This is a genomic window from uncultured Roseovarius sp., assembly GCF_947489715.1.
Lineage (GTDB): Bacteria > Pseudomonadota > Alphaproteobacteria > Rhodobacterales > Rhodobacteraceae > Roseovarius.
The window spans coordinates 1-24,765 of sequence record NZ_CANLER010000005.1; the positions used below are offsets into that span (position 1 = coordinate 1).

Consider the following 24,765-nt stretch of genomic DNA (forward strand, 5'->3'; position numbering starts at 1 on the left):
TGTCGTTTCGCCCATTTACAATCTCTCCCGGACTAGCTGGTTGCGGTGTTGGCGACAAATAGCTCTAGGGTCACGCGATTTCATATACCAATAACGGACATTGGGCGCCTGCGCAGCATCCGACATTTAGGGCTCCAAGCAGCCAGTGGCCACCTTGCTGACTTTGAAACCGTTCATTCCAGCCACCCTGCCCGGAATCAAGCCGCAGGCGCCGGGCGAGCGGTTGTAATGGTTGCGCCATTGGTCCGAGCGACAATGGCGACACCGTCCCGTCAGGCCAGCGGCGTGCCGACGATAGTTGGCGCACCTCCGGTGCGACGGGCTGGCGCTTTGGTGAGGGTGCGCGTTCCGGAGAGGATGGAGGGTCTTGGAGAGGATAAAATACCATGCTGAGATATTGCAGCGCCACCCCACGGCCCGGCGCTCGCCCTCAACATCGTGTCCACTCTGTGCTAAACAGCGGACATTCGATTTTCGTTAGCTTTTTTTATTTAGGGCAATGGCCATTCACGATTTGCCTTGCACGGTGATGCTGGCACTGCGCGCAGATGAGCCCGAGATCAAGGTGAAACGTTGATCACAAGGCTAACCGGTTTCGGTGTGCCTCATTCTTTTGGCTTGCAAGGAAACCCACCAGATTACGCCGGCTCCAATCAGGAAAATTCCGAAACCGGCGAAGAAGAGGCAAACAAAGAGCATCGGAGAAATCGTCATGTGATCTTCGTTCCAAGTTGCGAAAGCGCGTCTGAATTCCGACTTTAATAACGTCACAAAGACAAGCCTTGATGTGAGTCAACTGCCTTCTGAGGCAGTATCACTAAGTGGAACAGGCATCGAACCGGATCGGGGAACATAAATCATTTTCGCTCTTGAGCCACAACGCTGCGCGGTTCCCCCGTGAGCCCACAAGAATTTTCTGAAAACCTTAACAAATCGTCCATTTCTCGCCGCATTCCAAAACCTATTCACGCCACGACCTACCGGTAGTTTCACCCTAAGACCCAGATGTGACAGCCGGAGCATTTCCCGATGATGAAAAAGACGATCTTTGCCGCCGCACTTGCACTGATCACCTGTACTGGCACCGCCCTGGCCGACGGCAAGAGCAGCGCCCTCAAGATCGTCAGAGACACTACCGTGATGCCCCCAGACACCTATGACGGACAATGGTGGACCCATCCCAAAGGGTGCGAATATTCGCGCGCCGGGCGGCCTGGCGAAATCGTCTGGTACCTGATTATCAATACAGTCCAACCGGGATGCCCGAATTACATCGTCCAGAGGGGATTTAACGACGCCTACTGATACCCGGTCGTCCGACACCATGCCCCGTTCCGGCCCTTTGTCCTGTCCTGTAGCCGGAAAAGACGCATGTTCATCCCCGTCGGGCGGCCGGTGTACTGCGCCACGCGGTGATCCTTGCCTGCCTGTCCAGCGACGCAGGAATCACCGCGTGCGCGACCTTTTCCATCCGGAACCCACGAGTTAGCGGTTAACAAAGCGCGTGAAATACGAAATGGTGGTCACGCGTGCCACGCCGCGACCAAAGAGGCATGTCAACATGTCTCGGAGGTCCTCATGCACAGTTACCTGAATTCACAGATACCGCCGCCGATCATGCAGGGCACGCCGCCCCCGGCCGAATGGCGCGTACCGATGATCGACTGGGATCGTCCGCCTTGGAACCGTTGGAGCTTTCAACATATCCAGCAAATTCTACCCACTGCGCCCGTCCGCAGAGGCCGAACTGTCTCGGCCCTGCCCGAAGCGCATGAAGCCATCGAAGAGGTTGGATTTGAAGCGCTGCATGGGCTGACAACTGTCGCGCAGTGGATCGATCACAGCTACACCGACGGGCTATTGGTGCTGAAAGATGGCACCATCGCTCATGAGAGCTATTACAACGGGATGACCGCCCAGAGCCTGCATCTGGCGCAATCGGTATCTAAATCGGTCACATCGACAGCGGCGTCGACCCTCATCGAGGACGGGTTGCTGGACCCGGCCGCGCCCGTCAGCGACCCCTTGCCCGAGCTTGCCCATACTGCCTGGGCCGGTGCCACGCTACAGCAGGTGATGGACATGACATCAGGCGTGCAGTTCAACGAATCCGATTATGCCAATCGCGCCAGCGACATTGGCAAGATGGATGTCGCGGCGGGCTGGAAGCCAGTACCGCATGGGTTCGAACACGAATACTGGCCTAGCTGTATCTGGGACCAGATCCTGTCAATGCATGTGAAAGACGCAGAACATGGCGCGCGGTTCCTTTATCGCTCGATCGAGACGGATGTTCTGGCCCATGCCATGGAGCGGGTTACCGGTCAGCGCCTGCCGCAGATCGTGTCCGAACGGCTTTGGGCACCGCTGGGAGCGCAGGAACACGCGCATTTCACCGTTGATGCGGCAGGTTATGGCCTGTCTTGCGGTGGGTTCAGTGCAACGCTGCGCGATTTCGGACGGATGGGGCTGGCCTATCTGAACGATGGCAAGGTCGGCAAAAAACAGGTGATCCCCAAGGCCTGGGTCGATGATATCCGCAATGGTCAACACGGCCTCTTTGACGATTACGGTCGCAATTACTTTGCCAACGGGCGCTATCGCAACCAGTTCTGGATCGAGGACGACGACCAGATGGGGCATCTGTGCCTGGGTGTTTTTGGCCAGATCATCTATGTCTCACCCGAACGCGAGATGGTCTTTGTCAAACTCTCGACCTGGCCAGAATTCACCAATCCCGACCGAATGCAGGATTGCATGTCCGCTTTCCGGGCTATCGCGCAGGCTTTGGGTCGTGATCTATAGGTGAAAAACGATACATAACAATAAATTACAAGGCTATCTTGATGTTTCATGCGATATCTTAGCTTCTGAAATGCGGTCGATCCCGGCCTACGCACCCCTTGTTGACAACGCGCCACCGTCACCAATACCATTCGCATACTAACAATTTTCCAAGGGACCGCGGTGGCATATCATTGTCCGACAGACCTGACCGCTGCCTTGCAGATCGTCGCACAATCGGGCGGGAAAGTGATCGCTGGCGGTACCGATGTTTACCCCGCAGCCCGGCAGGGGGAGAACCCGGACTACTATCTTGATGTGACCCGCATTGCCGGGTTTTCCGACATCAGCGAGGGCCCTGACGGATTTCGGTTCGGTGCGGCAACAACGTGGCGACAGATTGCCGGGGCAGATCTGCCCCCCGCCTTTGATGCGCTGAAACAAGCAGCGCGCGCGGTGGGCGGCGTTCAGATACAGAATGCCGGCACGATTGCGGGCAACCTCAGTAATGCCTCCCCTGCTGCCGATGGGGTGCCGCCGCTATTGACGCTGGAAGCTCAGGTCACGGTCGCAAGCCAGGAACGAGGGAAAAGGGATATACCGCTGGCGAAGTTCATCATGGGCGTTCGCCAGACCGCTCTCGCTCCGGACGAACTGATCACCTCGATCCTGGTGCCGACGATCCCGAGAGATGCGCGGTCGGCCTTTGAAAAACTGGGCAGCAGGCGGTACCTCGTAATCTCGATCGCCATGACATCTGCCCTTATCGCACGCGATGCCGAGGGGCGGATCACCTGTGCCCGCGTGGCTGTCGGGGCTTGCTCACCGGTGGCGCAACGTCTGCCGGAACTTGAGTGGGATTTAATTGGTAAGCGCGTGAACGAGGTGAACGTCACACCAAGGCATTTATCGCCGCTTTCGCCCATTGATGATGCCAGGGGCAGCGCGGAATACCGGCGCGACGTAGTGTCAGAACAATGCACAAGGGCGATCAGGCGGGCGGCGGGCGATGAATGAAAACGCCCAGATAAAAGGCACCGCCTTCACGCTGGACGGCCAGCCGGTCAAGGCTTTTCCTGCGCCCGGTGAGCGGCTGTCACAGGTGCTGCGCGAACGGCTGGGCGCGCGGGACGTCAAGATCGGCTGCAATGCCGGTGATTGCGGTGCCTGTACCGTGCTGGTCGACGGGACCCCTGTCTGTGCCTGCCTGACGTCTGCGCAGCAGGTGGCCGGACGCGCAGTGGAAACCCCGGCGGGCCTTTGCCGGGCGGATCCGATTGCAGCCCGGCTGGTCGAAAGCTTTCAGGATCACGGTGCCGCGCAATGCGGGATCTGCACGCCGGGGATGATGGTGTCGGCCGTGGCGCTGTTGCGAGAAGACAGCGAACCCACCGAAGATGTGGTGAAAGATGCCCTGGGTGGCGTTCTTTGTCGCTGCACCGGGTATCGCAAGATTATTGCTGCAGTGATGGGGGCCGAGGGCCGGGCGGAAAAGACAACCGGTCAGGTGGGCCATTCGATCCGTCGGCTGGACGGTGCCGACAAGCTGACCGGGCGCGAAGCCTATGGCGATGATGTCGCGCCGGCGGGCACGCTGGAGATTTTCCTGATCCGCTCCCCCTACCCGCGCGCGGCGTTCGAGCTGGGTGATCTGGCGGCATTCGTCGCGAATACACCGGACATTGAGGATGTCCTGACCGCCGCTGACATCCCCGGGCGAAACGTCTTTGGCGTCATTCCGCAATTCGTCGATCAGCCGGTCTTTGCCGAAACCGAGACACGATTTCGAGGTGAGGCGGTGGCGGCGGTGATCGGCACACCGAAGGCCATTTGCGATCTGAACCCCGAAAGCTTTCCGGTCACCTGGCAGGAAAAACCCGGCCTCACAGATGTGACATCGGCCCAGGCACCGAAGGCTGTGCAACTGCACAAGGGCCGCGACGGCAATGTCATGTGTGGCGGTTTCGTCGCGTGCGGGGATGCGCAGGCAGCCCTCGCAAAAGCCGATGTGACGGTTGAGGGCCATTTCCAAAGCGGTTTCGTGGAACACGCCTATATCGAGCCTGAAGCGGGGTTCGCGCAGATGATCGGCGGGCGCGTCGAGGTACATGCCTGCACCCAGGCTCCGGTGATGGACCTTGAGGCGCTTGAGATCATTCTGGGGATGGACCGCAGCCATATCCGGATTATCCCGACCGCCGTGGGCGGCGGTTTCGGCGCCAAGCTGGATATCACCGTCCAACCCTATCTGGCGCTGGCCGCACTGAAGACCGGCAAACCCGTGAGACTGACCTACAGCCGCGTGGAATCGATGCAAAGTTCGACCAAGCGACACCCGTCGGACATTCGCCTGCGGATCGGCGCGGATGCCACGGGCCGGATCAGAGGGTTTGATTTCTATGGGAAATTCGACACTGGTGCCTATGCCAGCTGGGGTCCGACCGTGGCCACGCGGGTGCCTGTGCACGCCTCCGGCCCCTATCGGATCACCGATTACCGCGCCGAATCCAAGGGTATCTACACCAACAACCCGCCAGCAGGCGCGTTTCGGGGGTTTGGCGTGCCGCAGGCGGCGATCGCACAGGAATGCCTTTTCGATGCTCTGGCTGAAAAGCTGGGGATTGATCCGTTGGAATTCAGAATTCAAAACGCGCTCGAAACTCACGTCCCGACCGTTTGCGGACAGGTATTCATGCAAGGTGTCGGCATCGGCGCTTGTCTGCAAAGCCTGCGCCCGGCTTGGGCGGCGGAGTGCGCATCTGCCAGCACCTTCAACGCCGCCAACACCACCCTGAAACGCGGGGTTGGCGTGGCGGCGGGCTGGTATGGCTGCGGCAATACCTCCCTGCCCAACCCGTCGACCATCAAATCGGGCATTCGCGCGGAGGGTCGCGTGGTGCTGCACCAAGGGGCGATGGATATTGGTCAGGGGGCCAACACGGTCATTGCCCAGATATTCGCGACGGCTCTGGGCGTGCCGGTGCAGTCGCTGGACTTGATTGGTGCCGATACCGATGTGACCCCGGATGCGGGCAAAACCTCGGCATCGCGTCAGACCTATGTCTCTGGCAATGCCGCGCGTCTGTCGGGCGAAGCACTGCGGGGGCAGATCCTTGAGCGCATGAACGTGTCGGCCGAGGCCGAACTGGCGATCGGCGGCGGGATGATCCGTGCGACCGATGCAGCGGGAACGCAAGTGCTGGACCTGAGCGGACTTGCGGCGGATGACGAGGGGTATGTGCTGCGCGCCGAGGAAACCTATGACCCGCCGACAAGACCTATGGATGAGAACGGTCAGGGCGCGCCCTATGCGCAGTTTGGCTATGCCGCCCATCTGGCGGTGGTCGAGGTTGATAGCGGCCTCGGCACTGTCAGGCCCCTGAAATTTGTCGCGGCGCATGATGTGGGCAAGGCGATCAACCCGATGCTGGTGGAAGGTCAGGTCGAAGGCGGTATCGCGCAGGGCCTTGGCATGGCGCTGATGGAGGAATATATCCCGGGGCGGACCGAGAACCTGCATGATTACCTGATCCCGACCATCGGCGATGTGCCCCCGGTCGAGACGATCATCATCGAAGACCCCGACGCGCACGGGCCTTATGGTGCCAAAGGGTTGGGTGAGCATGTGCTGATCCCGACCACACCCGCCCTTTTGAACGCGATTTATCACGCGGTGGGCGTGCGGATCACGCAAATCCCCGCTACCCCGTCGCGGGTGCGCGCCGCACTCAGGGCGGCAGCGTCATGAGTGAGCGCGTGAAACCCGAAAAAATCCGCTGCGACGCCTGTCCGGTGCTGTGTTACATCGCAGAGGGCAATTCGGGCGCCTGTGACCGCTATGCCAATCACGGTGGCGCGCTGGTGCGGCTGGACGCACTGACGGTGATCGAACGCTCGGACCCGAGGTTGGTGCCGTTCATGGAAGGCGCATCGCCGGACTGGGACGGTGATATCGTCAAGGGCGAGCGCCCCTTCATCACCGCTGTCGGGGCGGGCACGACCTATCCCGATTACAAGCCCGCGCCCTTCATCGTCAGCCAGCAGATAGAGGATGTGGATATGGTCACGGTGGTGACCGAAGGCATCTTTTCCTATTGCGGGGTGAAGGTGAAAATCGACACTGACCGCCATATCGGTCACGAACGCGCTGTCGTTTATGTCGACGGGGAGCCCATCGGCCATATGATGACCTCGGAATATGGCTCCAAGATGCTGTCGCTGGGCGGGGTCGACCATTTGACCGGCGGCACCAAAAAAGAAGGCCGCGTGACTTGCGATGCGTTGTTGCGGCTGTGCAATCGCGAGGCGGTCAAGATGACCATCGGCGAGGCGGAAAGTGCCACCAGCATCGTGGTGCAGGCCGGGCGCGCACCGGTGATCAACGGGGACGAGGAAAAGCTGATGCGGGTCGGCTGTGGATCGGCCGCCATCGGCATGTTCGCCAAACAATGGTTCGATCATGTTGACGAGGTGGTCGTGGTCGATGATCACATCACCGGCGTTCTGAGCGAGCATCAGGCGGGCAAGATGCTGGATGTCCCCCCCACCGGCATCCGGATCAGGGGCCGCCGGTCAACGCCCGGGCGCTACTTTCAGGTGGCGGAGCCGGGCACCGGCTGGGGTGGCACGGATATTCAGGACCCGCTGGTCATTCTCAATGATTTCAAATCCGATGTGGCCTGGCCCGGATTGCGTCTGCTGATGATCTCGACCACCGGGGAACAATACGCCTATTTCGAGCTGGACGCAGACCTAACACCACAGCCCACCGAAATCCCATCCGCGCTGAAGACCACCGCGGACCGGGTGTCGGAAAACTGCGAGCCGTCGCTTTGTTCCGTTCTGTTCATGGCCGGGGCGGGCGGCAGCCTGCGCGCGGGCGTGACCGAAAACCCGGTGCGGCTGACACGCTCGGTCCGGGAGGCGCTGACCCATGTGTCCTGTGGCGGGGCGCAGGCCTATATTTGGCCCGGCGGCGGGATCACGGTGATGGTCGACGTGATGGAAATGCCGAGCGGATCTTTCGGGTATGTGCCCACCCCTGCCCTTGTCGCGCCCATCGAGTTTACTTTGCGGATTAGTGACTATGCTGCCCTGGGCGGCCATATGGCCGAGATCCAGTCAGTGGAAGAGGTGACCAAAGCCGAATTGCGCAAGCTGCAACAGGATGCTGACAGCCATGATCCGCTGGCGCGACGCAACTTTCGCTGGCCCCGGGAGGAGGAGCGCTGATGCCTGCGATTGCCGCCCTTCTGCCCTGTGGCACAAGACTGCATTTGCAGCATGGGCCGATTGACCTGATCATCGGCGCGGTCGGGGAACGGCAAACCGCGTTCGCAGCCGCAAAGAAACGTTTTACCGGTCTTCTTGAGGAGCTGGTGGCGGAGCTTCCGGCCCTGCGCGCGGAAATGACACCCGCCACCCCGCGCCCGAATGGCGAGGTCGCATTACGCATGGATGCGGCGGTGCGGCCCTGTTGCGATGAGGGCTTTGTGACCCGCATGGCCGCTGTTGCGGGCGGTGTGGCCGATACCGTGCTGGCGGCGATGCTGGCCGCTGCGGATCTGGACAAGGCCTATGTCAACAATGGCGGCGATATCGCCCTGCATCTGACGCGCGGGCAGCGCTTTAGCATGGCAATGGCGGGGCATGATGGCAACGATCTGGGGCGTATCGTGATCGGTTATGACGATCCGATCAGGGGAATCGCCACCAGCGGGCGTCATGGCCGCAGCCTCAGCCTGGGAATTGCCGACAGCGTTACCGTTTTGGCGCGCAATGCCGCCACGGCGGATGTGGCCGCGACGCTGATTGCCAACGCGGTCGACCTGCCTAGGCATTCCGCCATAACCCGCGTGCCCGCAAATACGCTTGATGCAGACAGTGATCTGGGCGATCTGCCTGTCGTGACCCGGTGCGCGCGGCTGGCGCCGGAGGATCGCATCAGGGCGTTGCATGCCGGAAAACGCCGTGCGCAGGAGTTGCTAACGCGCGATCTGATCACCGGTGCAGCCATTTTCCTGCAAGGCGACAGCGTTGCGACATTTGCCCCCGACACCCTGAGCCAAAGGATGCCCGAACATGCCTGACGTGATCTTACGCAAAACCATCACCTCGGTTGAGGAGGTCTTTCACGAGGGGGGGCCGGCCCCTGCCAAATCGCTCAAACGCGCCGCGATTCTGGCGGTGATCGAAAACCCGTTTGCCGGGCGGTTCGAGCCGAAAATTCAGGGCTTCATGGAAGATCTGAAACCGTTGGGCCTGAGCATGGCGCAAAAACTGGTCGATGTGCTTGGTGGCCCTGATCAGGTCGAAGGGTACGGCAAAGGCGCATTGATCGGCGAGTCGGGTGAATTGGAGCACGGCGCACTGTGGCATGCGCCGGGGGGATATGCGATGCGTGAGCTACTGGATAACTCGAACGCTATCGTGCCCTCCACCAAGAAGGTGACGGGTGTTGGCGGGCGGCTGGATGTGCCGATCACCCATATCAACGCCTCTTACGTGCGCAGCCATTTCGACGCGATGGAGGTGGGAAGCAACGATGCGCCGCGCGCAAATGAAATGGCGCTGGTGCTGGTCATGAGCACAGGCGCGCGCATTCATAACCGTGCCGGTGGACTGGAAGCTGCAGATATCAAGGGCGAGGACGGATTGCGATGATCGCCAGGATCAGAAAACTAGCCGTCAATGTCGAAGAAACACATCGCGAAATTGGTCGCGACATCTCTCCGGCGACCCGTAAGGCCGTTGCAGTTGCCGTGATCGCAAACCCGTTCGCCGGGGTGTATCAGGAAGATTTGAGCGATCTGATGGAAATCGGGGCCGAACTTGGCACGCTTCTAGGGGAAAGATGTGTTGCCGCCCTGGGGATCACCCCGGCGCAGGCCCAAAGCTATGGCAAATCCGCGATGGTCGGAGAGAATGGCGAGCTTGAGCACGCAGCCGCCATTTTGCACCCAAAACTTGGCGCGCCGCTGCGGGCTACGGTCGAAAAAGGTGCTGCACTTGTGGCGTCATCCAAGAAGATGGGCAGCCCCGGACAGGTGCTTGACGTGCCATTGGGACACAAGGATGCAGCCTATGTGCGCAGCCATTTTGACGGGATCGAAGTGCGTCTGAACGATGCCCCGCGCGCCAATGAGATCATGGTGGCCGTCGCCGTAACTGATAGCGGGCGGCCCCTGCCCCGTGTTGGTGGTCTGACCCATAGGGACGCCATCGGGGAAGACGGGTTGCGATAGCATTTGACCGGAGCATGTTCTGAAATGGGTGAAACGACCTCGATCCTAACCGAAGCCGAGTATGTTCTCGACGATCAGGTGGGGTATTTGCTGCGTCTTGCCAGTCAGCGGCATGCGGTGATCTTCCAGAAACATTCGATTGATCATCTAACGCCAACGCAGTTCACCACACTTTTGCGCGTCTCCGAAAACAGCGAAGTGTCGCAAAACCATCTGGGCCGGCTTGCGGCAATGGATGTCGCCACCACGAAAGGCGTCGTGGACCGTTTGAAGGCCAAGGGTTTGATGCAATCCCGACCGGACCGGAACGACAAACGTCGCTCGGTCATATCGTTGACGTTATCGGGGATGGCATTGATCGACGACCTCAGGAAAATCGGGCATGTCATTACCGATAATACGCTGTCACCTTTGACCGCACAGGAGCGCCAGACATTGGTGAACCTGCTACGTAAAATCATCTGAAGAACACGATCCGGGATCGGCGAAGAAAGGCCTGTCCTTGCCGCTGTAATCGACAGAATGGGAGACTCGTGCTACGGTTGAGATATTAGCAAACATATTTTCTGGGGGTTGCGATGGCTGTCCGACCCACGCTGCAGTCGATTAAAGGGCTTTCCATTGGTGCCACCGTTCCGGTGAGTGCTGCTACGTCGACCGGCGCGATCATAGCGGCCCAGGGCATTGACCTGACGGGCATAACGATCATCCCCAAATCGCCTGACGTCATCAAGAACATCTTCGAGAAAAACCGCGCTGGCACGCCGGTCTTGCGGGTCGAGGACCTTGTGGCAATGCGGGTTGAGCTGCGTAACTGCACCATTGATCCAGGCAAACCACCTGTGATCAGAAAAACCGGTAGCAAAAAAGGTCTGCTGATCCTGCATTTCCCGCCGCAGTCGATCACCGAAGAAACATTTTACCAGCCACCGCCAGCCGATATCGCTGACCCTGCAGACACCACGAAGGTGCCACCCAAGCCTGGCGATCCGCCGCATCCCAGCACAAATAGCAAACCCAAGCCCGAACCGGCTGACCCAACGAAAGACGAAACGCTGCGCGAACCACCGATCCGGGCGCGTAGTGCGGACGAATCCCGCTTGGTTTTCGACGTCCCTGCGGATGCGGAGATCGAATATTCTCTGGCAGGTATCTTGGAGGCGGTTCAGACCCTCAAGCTGGTGGTCGCCCGCAATGCCAAACCAAGAACCAAGAAAAAGAAACCCGGCTTGGTCATTCCGATCAAGGATCTGTTGAATTTCAGCGCCGTCAACGCGCTTTCTGTGAAAAAGCGTGCAGCCTTGTCGGCGCATGTCGCGGCATCGTTCCGGCTGGCGGCGCGCGGTGCCGGTGACACATCGACCCTGCGGGCACGGCAAAATGCCTCGAACACCAACGTCCTGACGCAGATCCCCGACAATATCGCCGTAGGCGTCGGGATTGGTACAATCGCCCTTCCCAAAAAGGGGCCAGAACCCAAGCAACCGACATCGACACAAACCTCGATCGAGATGCCGTGGCGCTTGTTCGTCTCACCTCATGCCGGGGCTGAATGGCGACACGCGGCGGAACCGGTGCATTCGCAGGCCACCAGCCGGACCGAGCTTTGGCACACACGGATGGTGACGCCCAAATCGGACGGCACCCATATTCTGCCCCCCTACCCGGACCCCAATCGTACAATCCGGGCGATCTGGGCAAGACGCGGAACCGGGATCGAGGCGGCGAACAAGCCGATGAAGAGCAAATATCCGAACAGCGCGGATCTGCCGGACCCAAGCACGGTGCCCTTCCGGCAGCCGCTGGACGATTATGACCGCTATCAGTTCGTGCACCTGTCATCGAATTTCGGCAATGACGACTACCACCCCGATCCGATTGATACCAAGCTGATGATGCTGTCCTCACTTGGCGGGTGGCTGGACAGCCGCGGCGCATGGGATCCGATCGGCCTGTCGGTCGAAGAATGGGTGCATCGCGCATCGATGGCGCGTGACCACTATGCCAAAGTCGTCTATCGCGGCTTCCTTTGCCCGTTCGGGCATCGTGTGTCGCTGGTCAAGGTCACCGAACGGAAGTTCCACAAGGACAGGGACAACATCCAGCCGGACCTGAGCCAGAATGCCTATCTCAGGCAGCGGTATTTCATCATCATCCGCGAACCCGTCCGGTATTTCGACGATAGCGCGTTTCACGCCACGCAATCTGTCGACGGCACTATCAACTTCGCGCGGCAATTCCCGTTTTCCAAGGTTGAAATCCTGACGGATCAAACCCCCGATCTGGACAAGCCCGAGGATACGGAAGTTGAAAATGGCAGAGGGCAGCAGTTTTTCTGGCCCTATATCAACGAAAATCCATTCCAGTTCCAATGCGTGGCGACCGATCTGGATGGCCGGCGCGTTGCGTTCGATCTGCCCATGATCTTCATGGACAACACCATCGCGTGTCCGCGCAATAACGTGAATGACAAGCTGGTTCCGGCCTGGGCGTTGGCGCAGAACAACGCGGCAGACGCGGCTGTCGAATTCAACGCCAGCCCGCTGCACACGACCAATCTCGATTTCCAGAAATTGTCGCTTGCGACACCAAACAATCCTGGCGACAGTGCCGTCGACGTCAAGACGGTTACCTTCAACATGGAAGCCCCGGTGCGTCAAAGCCCTGGCGTATCTGCAACCACAAATAGTAGCCTCAGAACCTACAGTAATAACCTGACCCGCCCGCTTTTCGTGCCCAAGATTTATCAGGTCGATGCCAAACTTGGCCCCGTGGCCCATCTGACCGGATCGACAAAAACCAATACGCTCAGGTGGAACACGCAATACCTGAAGGTTGGTTTCAATACTGACATTTCGGCACCCGAAGCAGATCGCAACATTGGTGAAGTGTTCGCCGATGTGATTGAGACCGGCAGCAGCATGGGGCAGCTCGATTTTTCCTCGCAGGGGGATAAATCCGGCGGCTTCCTACAACCCAATATCAAGCCACTGGCGCTTTCGCGCACCGCCGGGCCGATCATGACCAACCCGGATGAATTTGCCAAAGGCATCCTGGAAAGCGGCGCAGGTTTCCCGACGACCCCGTCGCTGAACGATCTGCCTTTGCCCCTGCTCTTTGGGTGCATCCCGCTGGGCGAGCTGATTCAACTGGTCGCCAATATCTCAGGCGAGCCGGAGAAAATACCGAAATTCGCGTCCGAGGCCGGCACGCAGGTTGAAACTTTCGTGTCGACATTGCTGCGGTTTTTCAACCTGGCGATTGATCTTCCCAAGGGGCCGCTTGGAATTGCCAAAGGGGCGTTGCAGCAGTTTGTTTTCAAAATTGACGACCTGATCGATCAGGGGCAGGCCGTACCACAGGAAATGCAGCAGGCCATCAATAAGCTCAACGAGATGCTGGGCTTGATCGAAGCATTGCGCGACAAGGTCGAAAGCGCTGCAAATGCCGCTGTTGACGCGATTGGTACAGACCCGGATTTCACTCAGGCTCTGGCCGACATTCCTGCGCTGAAAGCCAAAGTTAGCGAGTTGAAAAGCATATTGAACGGCCCGCAAGGCAACTTGATCCCTGCCAATATACGCCAGCAACTCATGGCCTTCGCCAACGGGCTTGAAGACATCCTGGAAGCGATTGAGGATGCGCAGGCTGTCTTTGCCGCGGGCAAGACTATCTTTGAAAAGGTCGACGCGATTGTTGGTGACCCATCCGCATTGGCGGGCCTTCTGGAGAATGCGGGCGAATTCGGCACCAAGCTGGGCGAGCTTAACGATTCAATCGAACCCTTCCGCAACGCGATCGCCGATTTTGACCTGTTGCCCGAAGGACTGCGTGCGCCGATTGTATCAGCCTTGAAAGAGGTTGAGGATGTATTCGATATCGCTGAAGTGATCAGCAAAATTCTGGAGGCGCTGACCGGTGATGAACTGACGATCCGGTTCGACTGGAATCCGGAAATCGCCAGTTGGCCAAATGAAACCAATGCCCTCTTCCGCGCCAACGACAAAAAAGGCCTGGTGGTTGCCGTCGAAGGCAAGGTGAAGAAGAACGGCGCTTCCAGCCCACAGATTTCGGTCAGCTGCTCTTTGCGCAGCTTCGATCTGGTACTGATCGCCCCGGCCTCGTTCATTGAGCTGAATTTCGACAAGATCAGCTTTGCCATCGACAGTGCCGCGAAAATGGATGTTGATGTCCTGCTGAAAGACATCAAGTTCGTCGGCCCGCTGAGTTTTGTCGAAACCTTGCGTGATCTCATCCCTCTCGATGGGTTTTCCGATCCCCCCTATCTGGACATCACGACAGAAGGTATTCACGCGGGCTTCGACATAGCGCTGCCCACAATCGCTGTTGGGGTTCTGAACATTTCGAACCTCAGTCTGGGCGCTGGATTCACAGTACCCTTCATCGGTCAGCCGTTATCTGTCGGTTTCAACTTCTGCACGCGCGAACAACCCTTCTGCCTGACCGTCTATATGTTCGGCGGCGGCGGATTCTTCGGCATCACCATCGACCCCCAGGGCGTGCAAATCCTGGAGGCAGCATTTGAATTCGGCGCGTCGCTGTCGATTGATCTGGGCGTGGCCTCGGGCGGTGTCGAGGTGATGGCCGGTATCTATTTCCGGATGGAACAGGACGAGGCATCCCTAACCGGTTATTTCCGGCTGGGCGGTCATGTGGATGTGCTGGGTCTGATCTCTGCCTCGATCGAGCTTTACCTGGAACTGGAATACGAATTCTCATCCGGCAAATGCACCGGTCGGGCCGAGCTGACCATCGAAGTGTCGGTCTTCATATTCTCCGGCAGCGTCACCATCAAATGCGAGAAGAAATTCGCCGGTTCAAACGGTGATCCAAGCCTGCGTGAGATGATGGGGCACCAGCCGGAATTACCGATCGAACAGGAACTGGCGGCAATCAGCGGGCCAGAAATTGACTATGGCTGGCGCGAATATGCCGAGGCGTTCGCATAGGAAGGAGGAGAGAATGGCACAACAACTCATTGTCTGGACCGTTCTACCCTTTGGTCGTGTGCGAGAGGGTGATCACAAGGGAAAATGGCGGGTATCCGTCGTCGTCTCGCCACGCCTGACGCCCGAGGCCGCGGACGAACAGTCACTTGCGGCCTTCGGGGCCTGGCACAATTGGCCTGTGACACTGGATAGCGCGCAGTTTTCGCTGCGCATCGGAATGGATGAAGTTGATCTTGAACGGGTCAGCGAACCCGACCCGGAAATCTGGAAGCAATTTTTTGACGAACAAACGCCGGTTGCCGGCTTTGTTTACAAGGATATGAGCAAAACCAACCTGCATTCCTACTCGGTTAAAAATGTTCTGTCCTTTGCGCGCGATCATTACGGCAGCATGGCCACCGATACTGGCGCGGAACACCCGAAACTGCTGCCCTGGTCCGAGGCTGATCCAAGTTTGAAGGGCATGCTGACCGGCATCGGCACCCGGACGCACAAGTTTACCTTCGGTGATCAGGAGATCGAAGTGCCGCTGCCGGGATTTTCGCGTTTCTATGGCGGAAATGTCGAGGAATCCATCAAAGGTCGGGTTTTCAGTGAAAAGTCGGTCTATGCGATGGATGTGGTTGATCCAAAGGTCGAAGGTGACACGCTTACACCACAGGTATTAACCAAGAAACCATTGCGCGTCATGAAATCTGATTGGCGTGATCCGGCCTTTGCGGGCAGTGATGCTGGGGTGATGGCCAATTTTGCCAGCGCCGATGAATATACTTTCTATCAGGCCGACCGGTTTTACCGCCGCAAAAAGGCAACCGATGCGGAAAAGGCAAAACTGCGGCCGGATTTCAAGGACGTGACGCCGCCACCGCCTGAGCCTGACTATGATTTCCATCAGATCGTCGCATCGTATTCAGATTACGGCGCGTTTTTGCGCAGTCTTGGATTGGTGATTGATTTCGTATTCGAAGATCCGGGCATCATTCGGGATCGTATCACCTTGGGCAATGGAACCGGCGTCGGACAGATGCAACTGGGCGTCAAATGGGCGGCAAACCCGCCCGGCGAAGACGCGCGGCCACGGACCGCATGGCTGGCCCATCGCGACCGATTTGTGCCCCGCCCACGCACTGACGATCACGCGGCAGGATTTTTGCGACTTGAAGGATCGGATGACGGCTGGAACAACTTCAAAGACGAAAAGCCTGGCCGTTTCGATCTCTATCAGGTCGACCCCGACGGGGCTGCGCTGAAGACGGTGAATTACACGCTGACGGCGCAGAATCTGATCACCAAAGGCATGTCGCTGCGACAAAAACACGGTGAAGTGACCTACACCACTGGTGACCGTCAGCCTGTTGCCGCCCTGCGTAGTTCGGGCATTGGTGTGTCACAGCATGGCCGCGCTGAAAAGTTGGCAAAACTGGCCGCCGCATCGGATTTGAAAAACACCGAAATCGTCAATGGCCAGGCCAAGGATGTGGTTCTTTTCGCCGAGGATGTGCATCGCGGCCACCGGGTGGACATCGCGCGGGTACCCGATTTCATCCAACCCGGAAAATGGCAAAGCCTCTGCGCCCGTGTGGGAATATATCGAGCGTTGAAAACAGATGCCGAGCTCAAGTTCGACCCCGATGAAGGCTATGTTTCCGGATCGTCCATGACGGGTGATGTCAATGATCCCGACGAACAATACATGCACGAAAGCCTGTTTCGCTGGGCCGGCTGGTCGCTTGTTGCGCCACGCCCGGGTAAGGTGATCAAATCCGAAACCAATGAAGACAACAACCTGCAAGCCGAGGTTCCAACCGATGTGACGGACACCGCCAAAAACGGTAATGGGCTTGCCGCCACCTTCAAGGTGCAAAGCGGTACGTTGCCCCGCCTGCGATTTGGCAGCCTTTATCGTGTCAGGGCGCGGGACGTCGATCTTGCGGGGAACTCTCTGGCGATTGACGATCCGTCCATTGAACCGCTGGAACAGGCCAGCGATGCGGTGGGCTATTGGCGGTTCGAACCGGTTGACCCGCCAGTCCTGCTGCACCGCGAGCGCGTCAGCGAGGGTGAACAGCTTGAGCGCATGGTCGTTCGGTCGAATTTCAACAAGACGACCGAAGAATATCTTGAAACCCAAGACTTTAAGGATGCGATCGACCTCGAAGCCTCAGGTGACTTTTCCTACACGAAAGAGAATGAGCGCCATGTCGTGCCGCCCAAATCATCGCAGCAACAATGCGAAGTGCATGGGCTTTTCGATCCTTATCTGGGGGGCGATTGGCAGGATGCCAAAAAGGGGTACGAGATTGCTGCGCGCGAAGAGGGATCGCTTTATGACCCTCTGCCCGGCAGCCAAATCGAACTGATCACACCCAAGGCCATCACGAGTGTCGCGACGACGACTTTGGTGCCGCCAGAACTGCCCAGCGCCGACAACCCGGTGGGCGACCGGATGGCAGGCGGGCAATATATCATCCACAAGCAGGAACATGTCGAAACCCCCTATCTGCCCGATGGGGCGGCGGGTGGCGTCGCGATACGCGCCATTCTTGGACATGAGATTAGCGGTATCTCTGATGGGATGGTTCTAGGTGATCACTGCCGCGTGGTCTTTTGCGGCGACACGGACCAATTGATCATTCTGGTCAAGAATCGTCAGGAATGGCCTGGTTCTCAAGGGTTCCGCCTTGTTCTGGCTGAGCGCGAAGAGGCTGACAACGATCTGCCCTGCAAGGTCACGTTCGCCAATGACGGCAGGCCGGATTGGGACGAAGGGAACCGCGTTTTAACCCTGTTCCTGGCGAAGGGACAGATTTTGCGACTGCGCTATTCCAGCTTTGTCCATGCCGATTTCCTGCACCATTTCGGCATTCCGCGATGGGCCAAGTCCAAGACGGCAGCCGAGACCTGCATGAAGGCCGCCGCCAAGGGTACGAACTGGCTGATGACGCCCTATCGCAGTTTGACAATGGTCCACGCCACCCAGCAACCGGTTTGCCAGCCAGAACTGATCAAGATGACGCCGGCCCGCGGCGTGGGGGATCATAATGTCAGGCTCAACTGCCGCGTGGTCCGGTTACATGGCCCGTCAACGGGCAAGTTCGAAGTCGAAGCGCGCTGGAAGGAATGGGTTGACGACATCAACAAACCCGAACCCGAGCGTATTGATTTCAGCGGTCAGCTTGGCGAAATACGCCTGCCAGAAAACTACGGCAACCAGTTCCCGCTGCAAAGCGCCGTCGATAATCAACTGGCTGATCCCGAGGCGGTACGAGGCGACATCCACGAACTCAGCGATACCCGGTTCAGGCTAATTCAGTACCGTGTCCGCGCCACTACCCGCTTCCGCGAATATCTGCCACCGTCGATGTACGACCAGCCCGACCTGACATCGCGACTTGGTCCCGCAGCAGATGGGCCTCCAGTAGCCCTGCCCGATGATGAGGACGCTGGTGCGCCGGTCCTGCGCGACCCCGCCGGATCAAGCGCGCAAAGCCTGGTGAAATCCAGTGCGCCGCCCAAAGACCCCAAGCTGCTTTATGTCGTCCCGACCTTCAAATGGCAGCGCAGCGAGGCCAGTGACAAGCACCAAGCCACACGCCACGGCAACGGCTTGCGCATCTGGCTGGACCGCCCGTGGTTTTCCTCGGGAGACGGAGAGTTACTAGGCGTTGTGCTGCATGGCAATAATGCCAATTTCAATACGATCACTGATGATATGGAAAAGCTGGTCACGCAATGGGGCACCGATCCGTTGTGGGAAACCGCCAAGCCCAAGAAAACCATTCGCGATCAGGACTTCCCGGCACGCGTCACAGCCGAGACCATCCCGCTTCAGGAAAAACCGAATAGTTCTCAGGTCCGTATTGTCGGGCACCGGGTCCATTGGGACGCGGATCGTGGCCTCTGGTTCTGCGATGTGGAGCTTAATCCCGGCGCGGCCTACATGCCTTTCGTCCGCCTTGCGCTGGTGCGATATCAGCCCAATGCTATCCCTGGCGCCAAGATATCAAAGGTCGTGCTGGCCGAATTCAGCCAGATACTACCCCGACGCAAGATTGTCGCCCGCAAGGACGCTGGCAAGCTCAAAGTCTCGCTACACGGTCCAGATCCGGACAGCGGTCCATTACATGCAACACGGGATTCTTCCTACCAGAATGTCTCACTGATCAATGGCCCGTTCGAAACCGGCCGTAACCGCGTTGAACTGGTATTGCAGCAGCAAAATCCGGGCATCGAAAGCGATCTTGGGTGGGAGGATGTGAAGGTCCTCAAACAGCATGTTGTCGGTGAAGAAGATGACCCGGGTACAGGACCGGTGATAACGACGACGCCCGATCTTGGCCCTGTCGTCACCAATCCAGGGCTCGCGGGCGGTGGGTTCACCGCTGCACCGGTTACAACAAACCCGTTCCTGTCCGGTCGTACTGTCCGCCGCAGGGCTGGCGGCACGGTCGAATTGGCCGGTTCGGTCAATCTTGGCGTGCTGGCGCTGAACTCGGGCACGGCGCTTGGCAATGTTCTGGCCAACAATGTCGGTCAATTGGCCACAGCCGGTACTTTGGGTGTTTTCGATCCGTTCATCAAGGACCCTGCCTTCTGGGAGGGGGCCACGACAATTCCCAGCGGTTCCGGTAAACGTCGGGTCGTATTGCGCGAGTTCGAACGTTTTTATTCCGATCACGTGGTGAATGAGAAAGTCGGTAACAACACCTTCCCCCGTCGCATTATCGAAGAACGTCTGGTGTTCGCCGATATCATCGACGTTGATGCCCTTTGATAACAGTTCGACTTTGCGCATAGAACAATGTTTCGATGCGCCACACCTCGCTTTTGAAGACCCACGAACTTCGACCAACACTCGAAACAATCAATAGGCTCCGCCGCGTATTTGAGACGTCAAAGTTACAATTTATCCGTGAAATCGAAGAATTATGAAATAAGTTTAAGTAATTGAATTATTTAAATATATATAACCTGTTCAGCAAACCACGTAAATTAAGCTAAGGGGCGTTTCGAGACCCAAAAAGACGGTGCCCAAGTGGCGCGTTTCACACAGTCACATTCTTTCCAAGTCAACTACATTTCGAGTGGCCGCAGCTGGGGCATGTCATGCAACCCTCGACCATACGCAGTCCGAACTCGCCGCATGACGGGCAGGCCGCGCCTCGGGGCGCATCGCCCAGATTGACAACCTGTGCCTGCGGGTCTGACTTAAGCCCCATCCCCTCTCCTGCCAGGAAACCGGTCTGGATCATATGCTGTTCGAGGATGCCACCAATCGCCGCCAGGATGGAGGGCACGTATTTCCCCTGCATCCAGGCTCCGCCACGCGGGTCAAACACAGCCTTCAGCTCTTCCACCACAAACGACACGTCCCCACCCCGCCGGAACACCGCTGAAATCATCCGGGTCAGCGCCACGGTCCAGGCGAAATGCTCCATGTTCTTGGAATTGATGAACACCTCGAACGGGCGGCGATGACCATTCAGCACCACGTCGTTGATGGTGATATAGATCGCGTGGTTACTATCCGGCCATTTCAGCTTGTAGGTGTTGCCCTCCAGCGCATTGGGCCGGTCGAGCGGTTCAGACATATAGACGATCTCGCCACCCTCAGCCGGGAAATTGCCGGAAACCTGCGCCGGCGCCTCGCTGGGCACCGTGTCCTCGGCCTCGTTAACGCTAAGCACGCTGCCGGTCACGTCATTGGGTCGATAGGTTGTACATCCCTTGCAACCGCTATCCCAAGCTTGCAGATAGACATCCTTGAATGCCTCGAATGAAATATCCTCGGGGCAGTTGATGGTTTTCGAGATGCTCGAATCCACCCATTTCTGCGCCGCCGCCTGCATCTTTACATGATCCGAAGGTGCAAGCGTCTGGGCGTTGACGAAATAGTCCGGCAGCGGTGCATCCCCGAATTTTTCGCGCCAGAGCGCCACGGCGTAATCCACCACCTCTTCCTCGGTGCGGCTACCGTCTTTCTGCAGAACCTTGCGGGTGTAAGAATAGGCAAAGACCGGCTCGATCCCGCTGCTGACATTCCCTGCATAAAGGCTGATCGTTCCGGTGGGCGCGATCGAGGTCAAAAGCGCATTCCGGATACCGTGCTTGGCCACGGCCTCGCGCACATCTTCATCCATCCCCTGCATCGTCCCGCTGTCCAGATAAGCGTCGGCGTCGAACAGCGGGAACGCCCCCTTCTCCCTCGCCAGATCCACCGACGCCAGATATGCGGCGCGGGCGATCGCGCGCAACCAATGCTCCGTCTGACGCGCCGCTTCGTCCGAACCATAGCGCAACCCGACCATCAGCAGCGCGTCCGCCAGCCCGGTCACCCCCAGCCCAATCCGGCGCTTGGCCTGTGCTTCTTGTCGCTGTGCCTCCAATGGGAAACGCGAGGCATCCACCACATTATCCATCATCCGGACGGCGGTCTTGACCAACTCGTTTAACTGCTCTTCATCCAGTTGGGCCACATCCTCGAACGGAGAACTGACCAACCGCGCCAGGTTGATCGACCCCAGCAGACAAGCGCCATAGGGTGGAAGGGGCTGTTCACCGCAAGGGTTGGTGGCCGCTATCGTTTCGGCATAATTCAGGTTGTTGGCCTGATTGATCCTGTCGATAAAAATCACCCCGGGTTCGGCGAAATCATAGGTCGCCTGCATGATCCTGTTCCACAGGTCACGCGCCTGAATGGTATGATAGACCTTTCCGTCGAATGACAGCTCCCAGGGGCCATCAGACTTGACCGCCTCCATGAACGCGTCCGTGATCAAAACGGACAGGTTGAACATGCGTAAACGCGCCGCATCGGCCTTGGCACTGATGAAATCCTCGATATCCGGATGATCGCAGCGCATCGTCGCCATCATCGCACCACGACGGCTGCCCGCAGACATGATCGTGCGGCACATCGCGTCCCAGACATCCATGAAACTCAGCGGTCCGCTGGCATCGGCCCCGACGCCTTTGACTTCGGCTCCCTTGGGTCGGATGGTGCTGAAATCATAGCCAATCCCACCGCCTTGCTGCATGGTCAAAGCCGCCTCGCGCAAAGCATCGAAAATACCGCTCATGTCATCCGGAATCGTGCCCATGACAAAGCAATTGAACAGCGTGACGGAACGCCCGGTTCCCGCGCCCGAAGTGATCCGACCGGCTGGCAGAAACCTGAAATCCTTAAGTGCCTCAAAGAACTTGTCTTCCCAGGCCTCTGGTGTGTTCTCGACCACCGCCAACGCCCGCGCGATCCGCCGCCAGCTATCCTCGACCGACTGATCACCTTCATTGCCGTCATTTGGCATGTAGCGGTATTTCATGTTCCAGATCTGTTCAGCGATCGGAGCGGCGAAACGGGTCATAGCAATATCCTCTAGGAAGGCACTCAAGATAGCGGATTGGATTGTTTAATACAATTGAAAGCGGTTGATGTGCCCACCACGATTTGCAGTCAACGCCGTTTGCTCTACGATATATGCCAACAGGGGGATTCTGTGGCGATGATGCATCTGCTCAAACTCAGCGTCGGTACCGAAAGCGTCGACGGACTGGCCAAATGGCACAAAACCAAGCGGTCACAGGGTCCGGATGGCCTGCCGCGGCATGTCACCCGCATGTGGCCCAAACGTGAAGCAGAGGTATTGGACGGCGGCAGTATTTTCTGGGTCATTCAGGGCTTTATCCTCTGTCGGCAACGTGTTCTGCGCTTCGATGAAGTTATAGGCAGCGACGGTATCCGCCGCTGTGCCTTCGTGCTCAACCCAGAGCTGGTTCGCACAACAAGCGTCAAACGCCGCCCCTTTCAAGGCTGGCGCTATCTTGATCCTGGCGACGCCCCGGTGGACCTGCCCCAAACACGGTCCAGCGATGATGCATTGCCCGATGACCTCTCTGCGGCGCTGGCTGATATCGGCGTCCTCTAGCGCTGCATTCGATAAGGCTGTGTTGCTGGCAAAGCTTGCCCAGATGGGTGCTCAGGTGTGTTGCGTCCATTGATCAGCGTGAAATACCTGAAAACGTTGCATAAACACCTCAACTACATGCGGAAATTTGCCAGTCTACCGGCTGAATTCAGCCCAAAAACGCCTACAAAATAACGTGAACGGAACTTTCCCCATCTGCCCCTTGTTTTGCCTCCCGGGGCACAACAGATAGCCCCTTGTTCGACGCGGCATTGTGGATTTTTTTAACCCTTTCCTGTGCCGCAGACATCCGCCCGTAAAGGGCACCGAAACGAGAGGAACACTGAAATGTTCAAGAAAATTACACTCGCCACCGCCGCCTTGGCCTTGGCAACCGCGCCGGCGCTTGCCGGTTCACCCGAACCCGCAATGTCCGAGCCGGTACTTGCCCCGGCTGCACCGGTCTCAACCTCGCCTGACTGGACTGGTTTTTATGCCGGTGGTCAGCTGGGTTATGCGAATGTCGACACCAATGTCCCCGGCGTGAACGGCGATGACTTCATCGGCGGTATCGTCGGTGGTTACGACTGGGACCTGGGCAACTGGGTTGTCGGTGTGGGCGCCGATTGGGACTTTGCCGATATCGGCCTGGGCAATGCCGCCAATCTGGAACAGGTCTGGCGCCTGAAAACCCGTGGCGGTTATAAAATCGGCAACGGGCTGGCCTACGCCACAGTCGGTTACGCCAATGCCGATACGGACAATTTGGGCGATGACGATGGCTACTTCATCGGTGCGGGCTATGAGCACCTGATTGCCCAGAATTTCAGCCTGGGTGGCGAGGTTCTCTACCACGAGTTTGACAATTTCAACTCGACCACGACAGATGTCGAAGCCACCACTGTTCAGCTGCGCGGTACCTTCCGCTTCTGATCAATCAACTTGAGAATCAGCAGATCACGCCCTCGGAACATTTTCTGGGGGCGTTTTTTTGAGTTCAGCTACTCGGCAAAAATCTATGGAGCAGCCTACATGAACCAAACACATTAGGTATTTGTAAATAAATAATTATTCTTCTTTTTAATAGCACCCTTCAATAGAAAAACTCCAAATTTAGCACAACTTTCACAGCCTATTGAACAAATGCGGGTTACTTTTCAGTTGTATGATATACTCGTTTCATTACTTAATTTGAGTTCTGTTCAGATTACCAGCTTCGCAACAACGCATCAGCAGATCCGGTGCGCTCGGTTGTGAAAAAGGATACCTGTTATGAAAAAGAAATTTGTTGTGTTTGTTACGACCATGCTGCTGTCAGGATCTGCCCTGGCCCAATCGCATGATTGGTCTGGCGCCTATGTCGGCGCGCAATTGGGATTTGCCAATGTCGATAGCAATATCGTCGGTGCCAATGGTGATGGATTCATTGCCGGGATCGTCGGTGGGTATGACTGGGATATCGGCGCGTGGGTTCTTGGCCTGGGTGCGGACTTGGATTTTGCCAATATCGGTCTGGGTCAAACGGCCGATCTCGAAGAAGTCTGGCGGATAAAATTTCGCGGTGGATACAAGATTGGCCGGGGGCTGGCCTATGGTACCGCTGGTTATGCCAATGCCGACACCGATGTTCTGGGTGATGATGACGGGTATTTCATTGGGGCTGGATATGAACATCTGCTGGCACCAAATTTCAGCGTCGGCGGAGAAGTTCTCTATCACGAATTTGACAATTTCAACTCTACGCCCGCAGATATCGACGCAACAACGGTTCAGGTGCGCGGAACGTTCCGCTTCTGAACCTTCCCTCTTTTTAAACCTGCTGGCGCCTAATGGCGCATCGTCCCGTGAGGGCGGACAGGGAGG

Annotated in this window: 15 protein-coding genes; 14 read left to right on the forward strand and 1 reads right to left on the reverse strand. The window is 57.9% G+C overall.

Features of this window, described 5'->3' with window-relative positions:
• The first annotated feature begins 1,029 nt into the window (after positions 1-1,029).
• The 11 genes from Q1B27_RS13600 (at position 1,030) to Q1B27_RS13650 (ending at position 19,772) form a co-directional block, all read left to right on the forward strand.
• Entirely contained in the window at positions 1,030-1,305 is a 276-nt protein-coding gene (locus Q1B27_RS13600; RefSeq protein WP_299848334.1) for a hypothetical protein, read from the forward strand.
• A 273-nt stretch (positions 1,306-1,578) separates the two neighbouring features.
• Positions 1,579-2,805 (forward strand): serine hydrolase, encoded by a 1,227-nt coding sequence (locus Q1B27_RS13605; protein ID WP_299848335.1) that lies wholly within the window; start codon positions 1,579-1,581, stop codon positions 2,803-2,805.
• Between the two features lie 162 nt (positions 2,806-2,967).
• The gene (locus tag Q1B27_RS13610) at positions 2,968-3,801 is read left to right on the forward strand and encodes an FAD binding domain-containing protein (RefSeq protein ID WP_299848336.1); all 834 of its coding nucleotides are present in this window, start codon (positions 2,968-2,970) and stop codon (positions 3,799-3,801) included.
• Positions 3,794-6,532, forward strand: a complete 2,739-nt coding sequence (locus Q1B27_RS13615) for a molybdopterin cofactor-binding domain-containing protein (protein WP_299848337.1) — start codon at positions 3,794-3,796, stop codon at positions 6,530-6,532. Before Q1B27_RS13610 ends, Q1B27_RS13615 begins: the two co-directional genes overlap by 8 nt.
• Positions 6,529-8,016, forward strand: coding sequence for a 6-hydroxynicotinate reductase (locus tag Q1B27_RS13620; RefSeq protein ID WP_299848338.1), 1,488 nt, complete (start codon positions 6,529-6,531; stop codon positions 8,014-8,016). The genes Q1B27_RS13615 and Q1B27_RS13620 overlap by 4 nt, the downstream gene beginning before the upstream one ends.
• A complete protein-coding gene (locus tag Q1B27_RS13625; protein WP_299848339.1) occupies positions 8,016-8,873 on the forward strand; it encodes a UPF0280 family protein in 858 nt (285 codons plus the stop codon). Before Q1B27_RS13620 ends, Q1B27_RS13625 begins: the two co-directional genes overlap by 1 nt.
• Entirely contained in the window at positions 8,866-9,447 is a 582-nt protein-coding gene (locus Q1B27_RS13630; RefSeq protein ID WP_299848340.1) for an amino acid synthesis family protein, read from the forward strand. Before Q1B27_RS13625 ends, Q1B27_RS13630 begins: the two co-directional genes overlap by 8 nt.
• The gene (locus Q1B27_RS13635; RefSeq protein ID WP_299848341.1) at positions 9,444-10,028 is read left to right on the forward strand and encodes an amino acid synthesis family protein; all 585 of its coding nucleotides are present in this window, start codon (positions 9,444-9,446) and stop codon (positions 10,026-10,028) included. The genes Q1B27_RS13630 and Q1B27_RS13635 overlap by 4 nt, the downstream gene beginning before the upstream one ends.
• Before the next feature lie 24 nt (positions 10,029-10,052).
• Positions 10,053-10,493 (forward strand): MarR family transcriptional regulator, encoded by a 441-nt coding sequence (locus Q1B27_RS13640; protein ID WP_299848342.1) that lies wholly within the window; start codon positions 10,053-10,055, stop codon positions 10,491-10,493.
• Positions 10,494-10,606: 113 nt separating this feature from the next.
• On the forward strand, positions 10,607-14,998 hold the full coding sequence (locus Q1B27_RS13645) for a hypothetical protein (RefSeq protein ID WP_299848343.1): 4,392 nt from the start codon (positions 10,607-10,609) through the stop codon (positions 14,996-14,998).
• 13 nt (positions 14,999-15,011) lie between these two features.
• Positions 15,012-19,772, forward strand: coding sequence for a hypothetical protein (locus tag Q1B27_RS13650; RefSeq protein ID WP_299848344.1), 4,761 nt, complete (start codon positions 15,012-15,014; stop codon positions 19,770-19,772).
• Positions 19,773-20,067: 295 nt separating this feature from the next.
• Here the strand turns inward: Q1B27_RS13650 and Q1B27_RS13655 are convergent, their stop codons facing one another.
• Positions 20,068-22,362, reverse strand: coding sequence for an adenosylcobalamin-dependent ribonucleoside-diphosphate reductase (locus tag Q1B27_RS13655; protein ID WP_299848345.1), 2,295 nt, complete (start codon positions 22,360-22,362; stop codon positions 20,068-20,070).
• Between the two features lie 138 nt (positions 22,363-22,500).
• On the opposite strand from Q1B27_RS13655, the gene Q1B27_RS13660 reads away from it, so the two are divergent.
• The 3 genes from Q1B27_RS13660 to Q1B27_RS13670 all read left to right on the forward strand — a co-directional run bounded on the left by Q1B27_RS13660 (position 22,501) and on the right by Q1B27_RS13670 (position 24,699).
• The gene (locus Q1B27_RS13660) at positions 22,501-22,923 is read left to right on the forward strand and encodes a DUF1489 domain-containing protein (protein WP_299848346.1); all 423 of its coding nucleotides are present in this window, start codon (positions 22,501-22,503) and stop codon (positions 22,921-22,923) included.
• Between the two features lie 327 nt (positions 22,924-23,250).
• A complete protein-coding gene (locus Q1B27_RS13665) occupies positions 23,251-23,835 on the forward strand; it encodes an outer membrane beta-barrel protein (protein WP_299848347.1) in 585 nt (194 codons plus the stop codon).
• Positions 23,836-24,174: 339 nt separating this feature from the next.
• Entirely contained in the window at positions 24,175-24,699 is a 525-nt protein-coding gene (locus Q1B27_RS13670; RefSeq protein ID WP_299848348.1) for an outer membrane beta-barrel protein, read from the forward strand.
• The last annotated feature ends 66 nt before the right edge of the window (positions 24,700-24,765 follow it).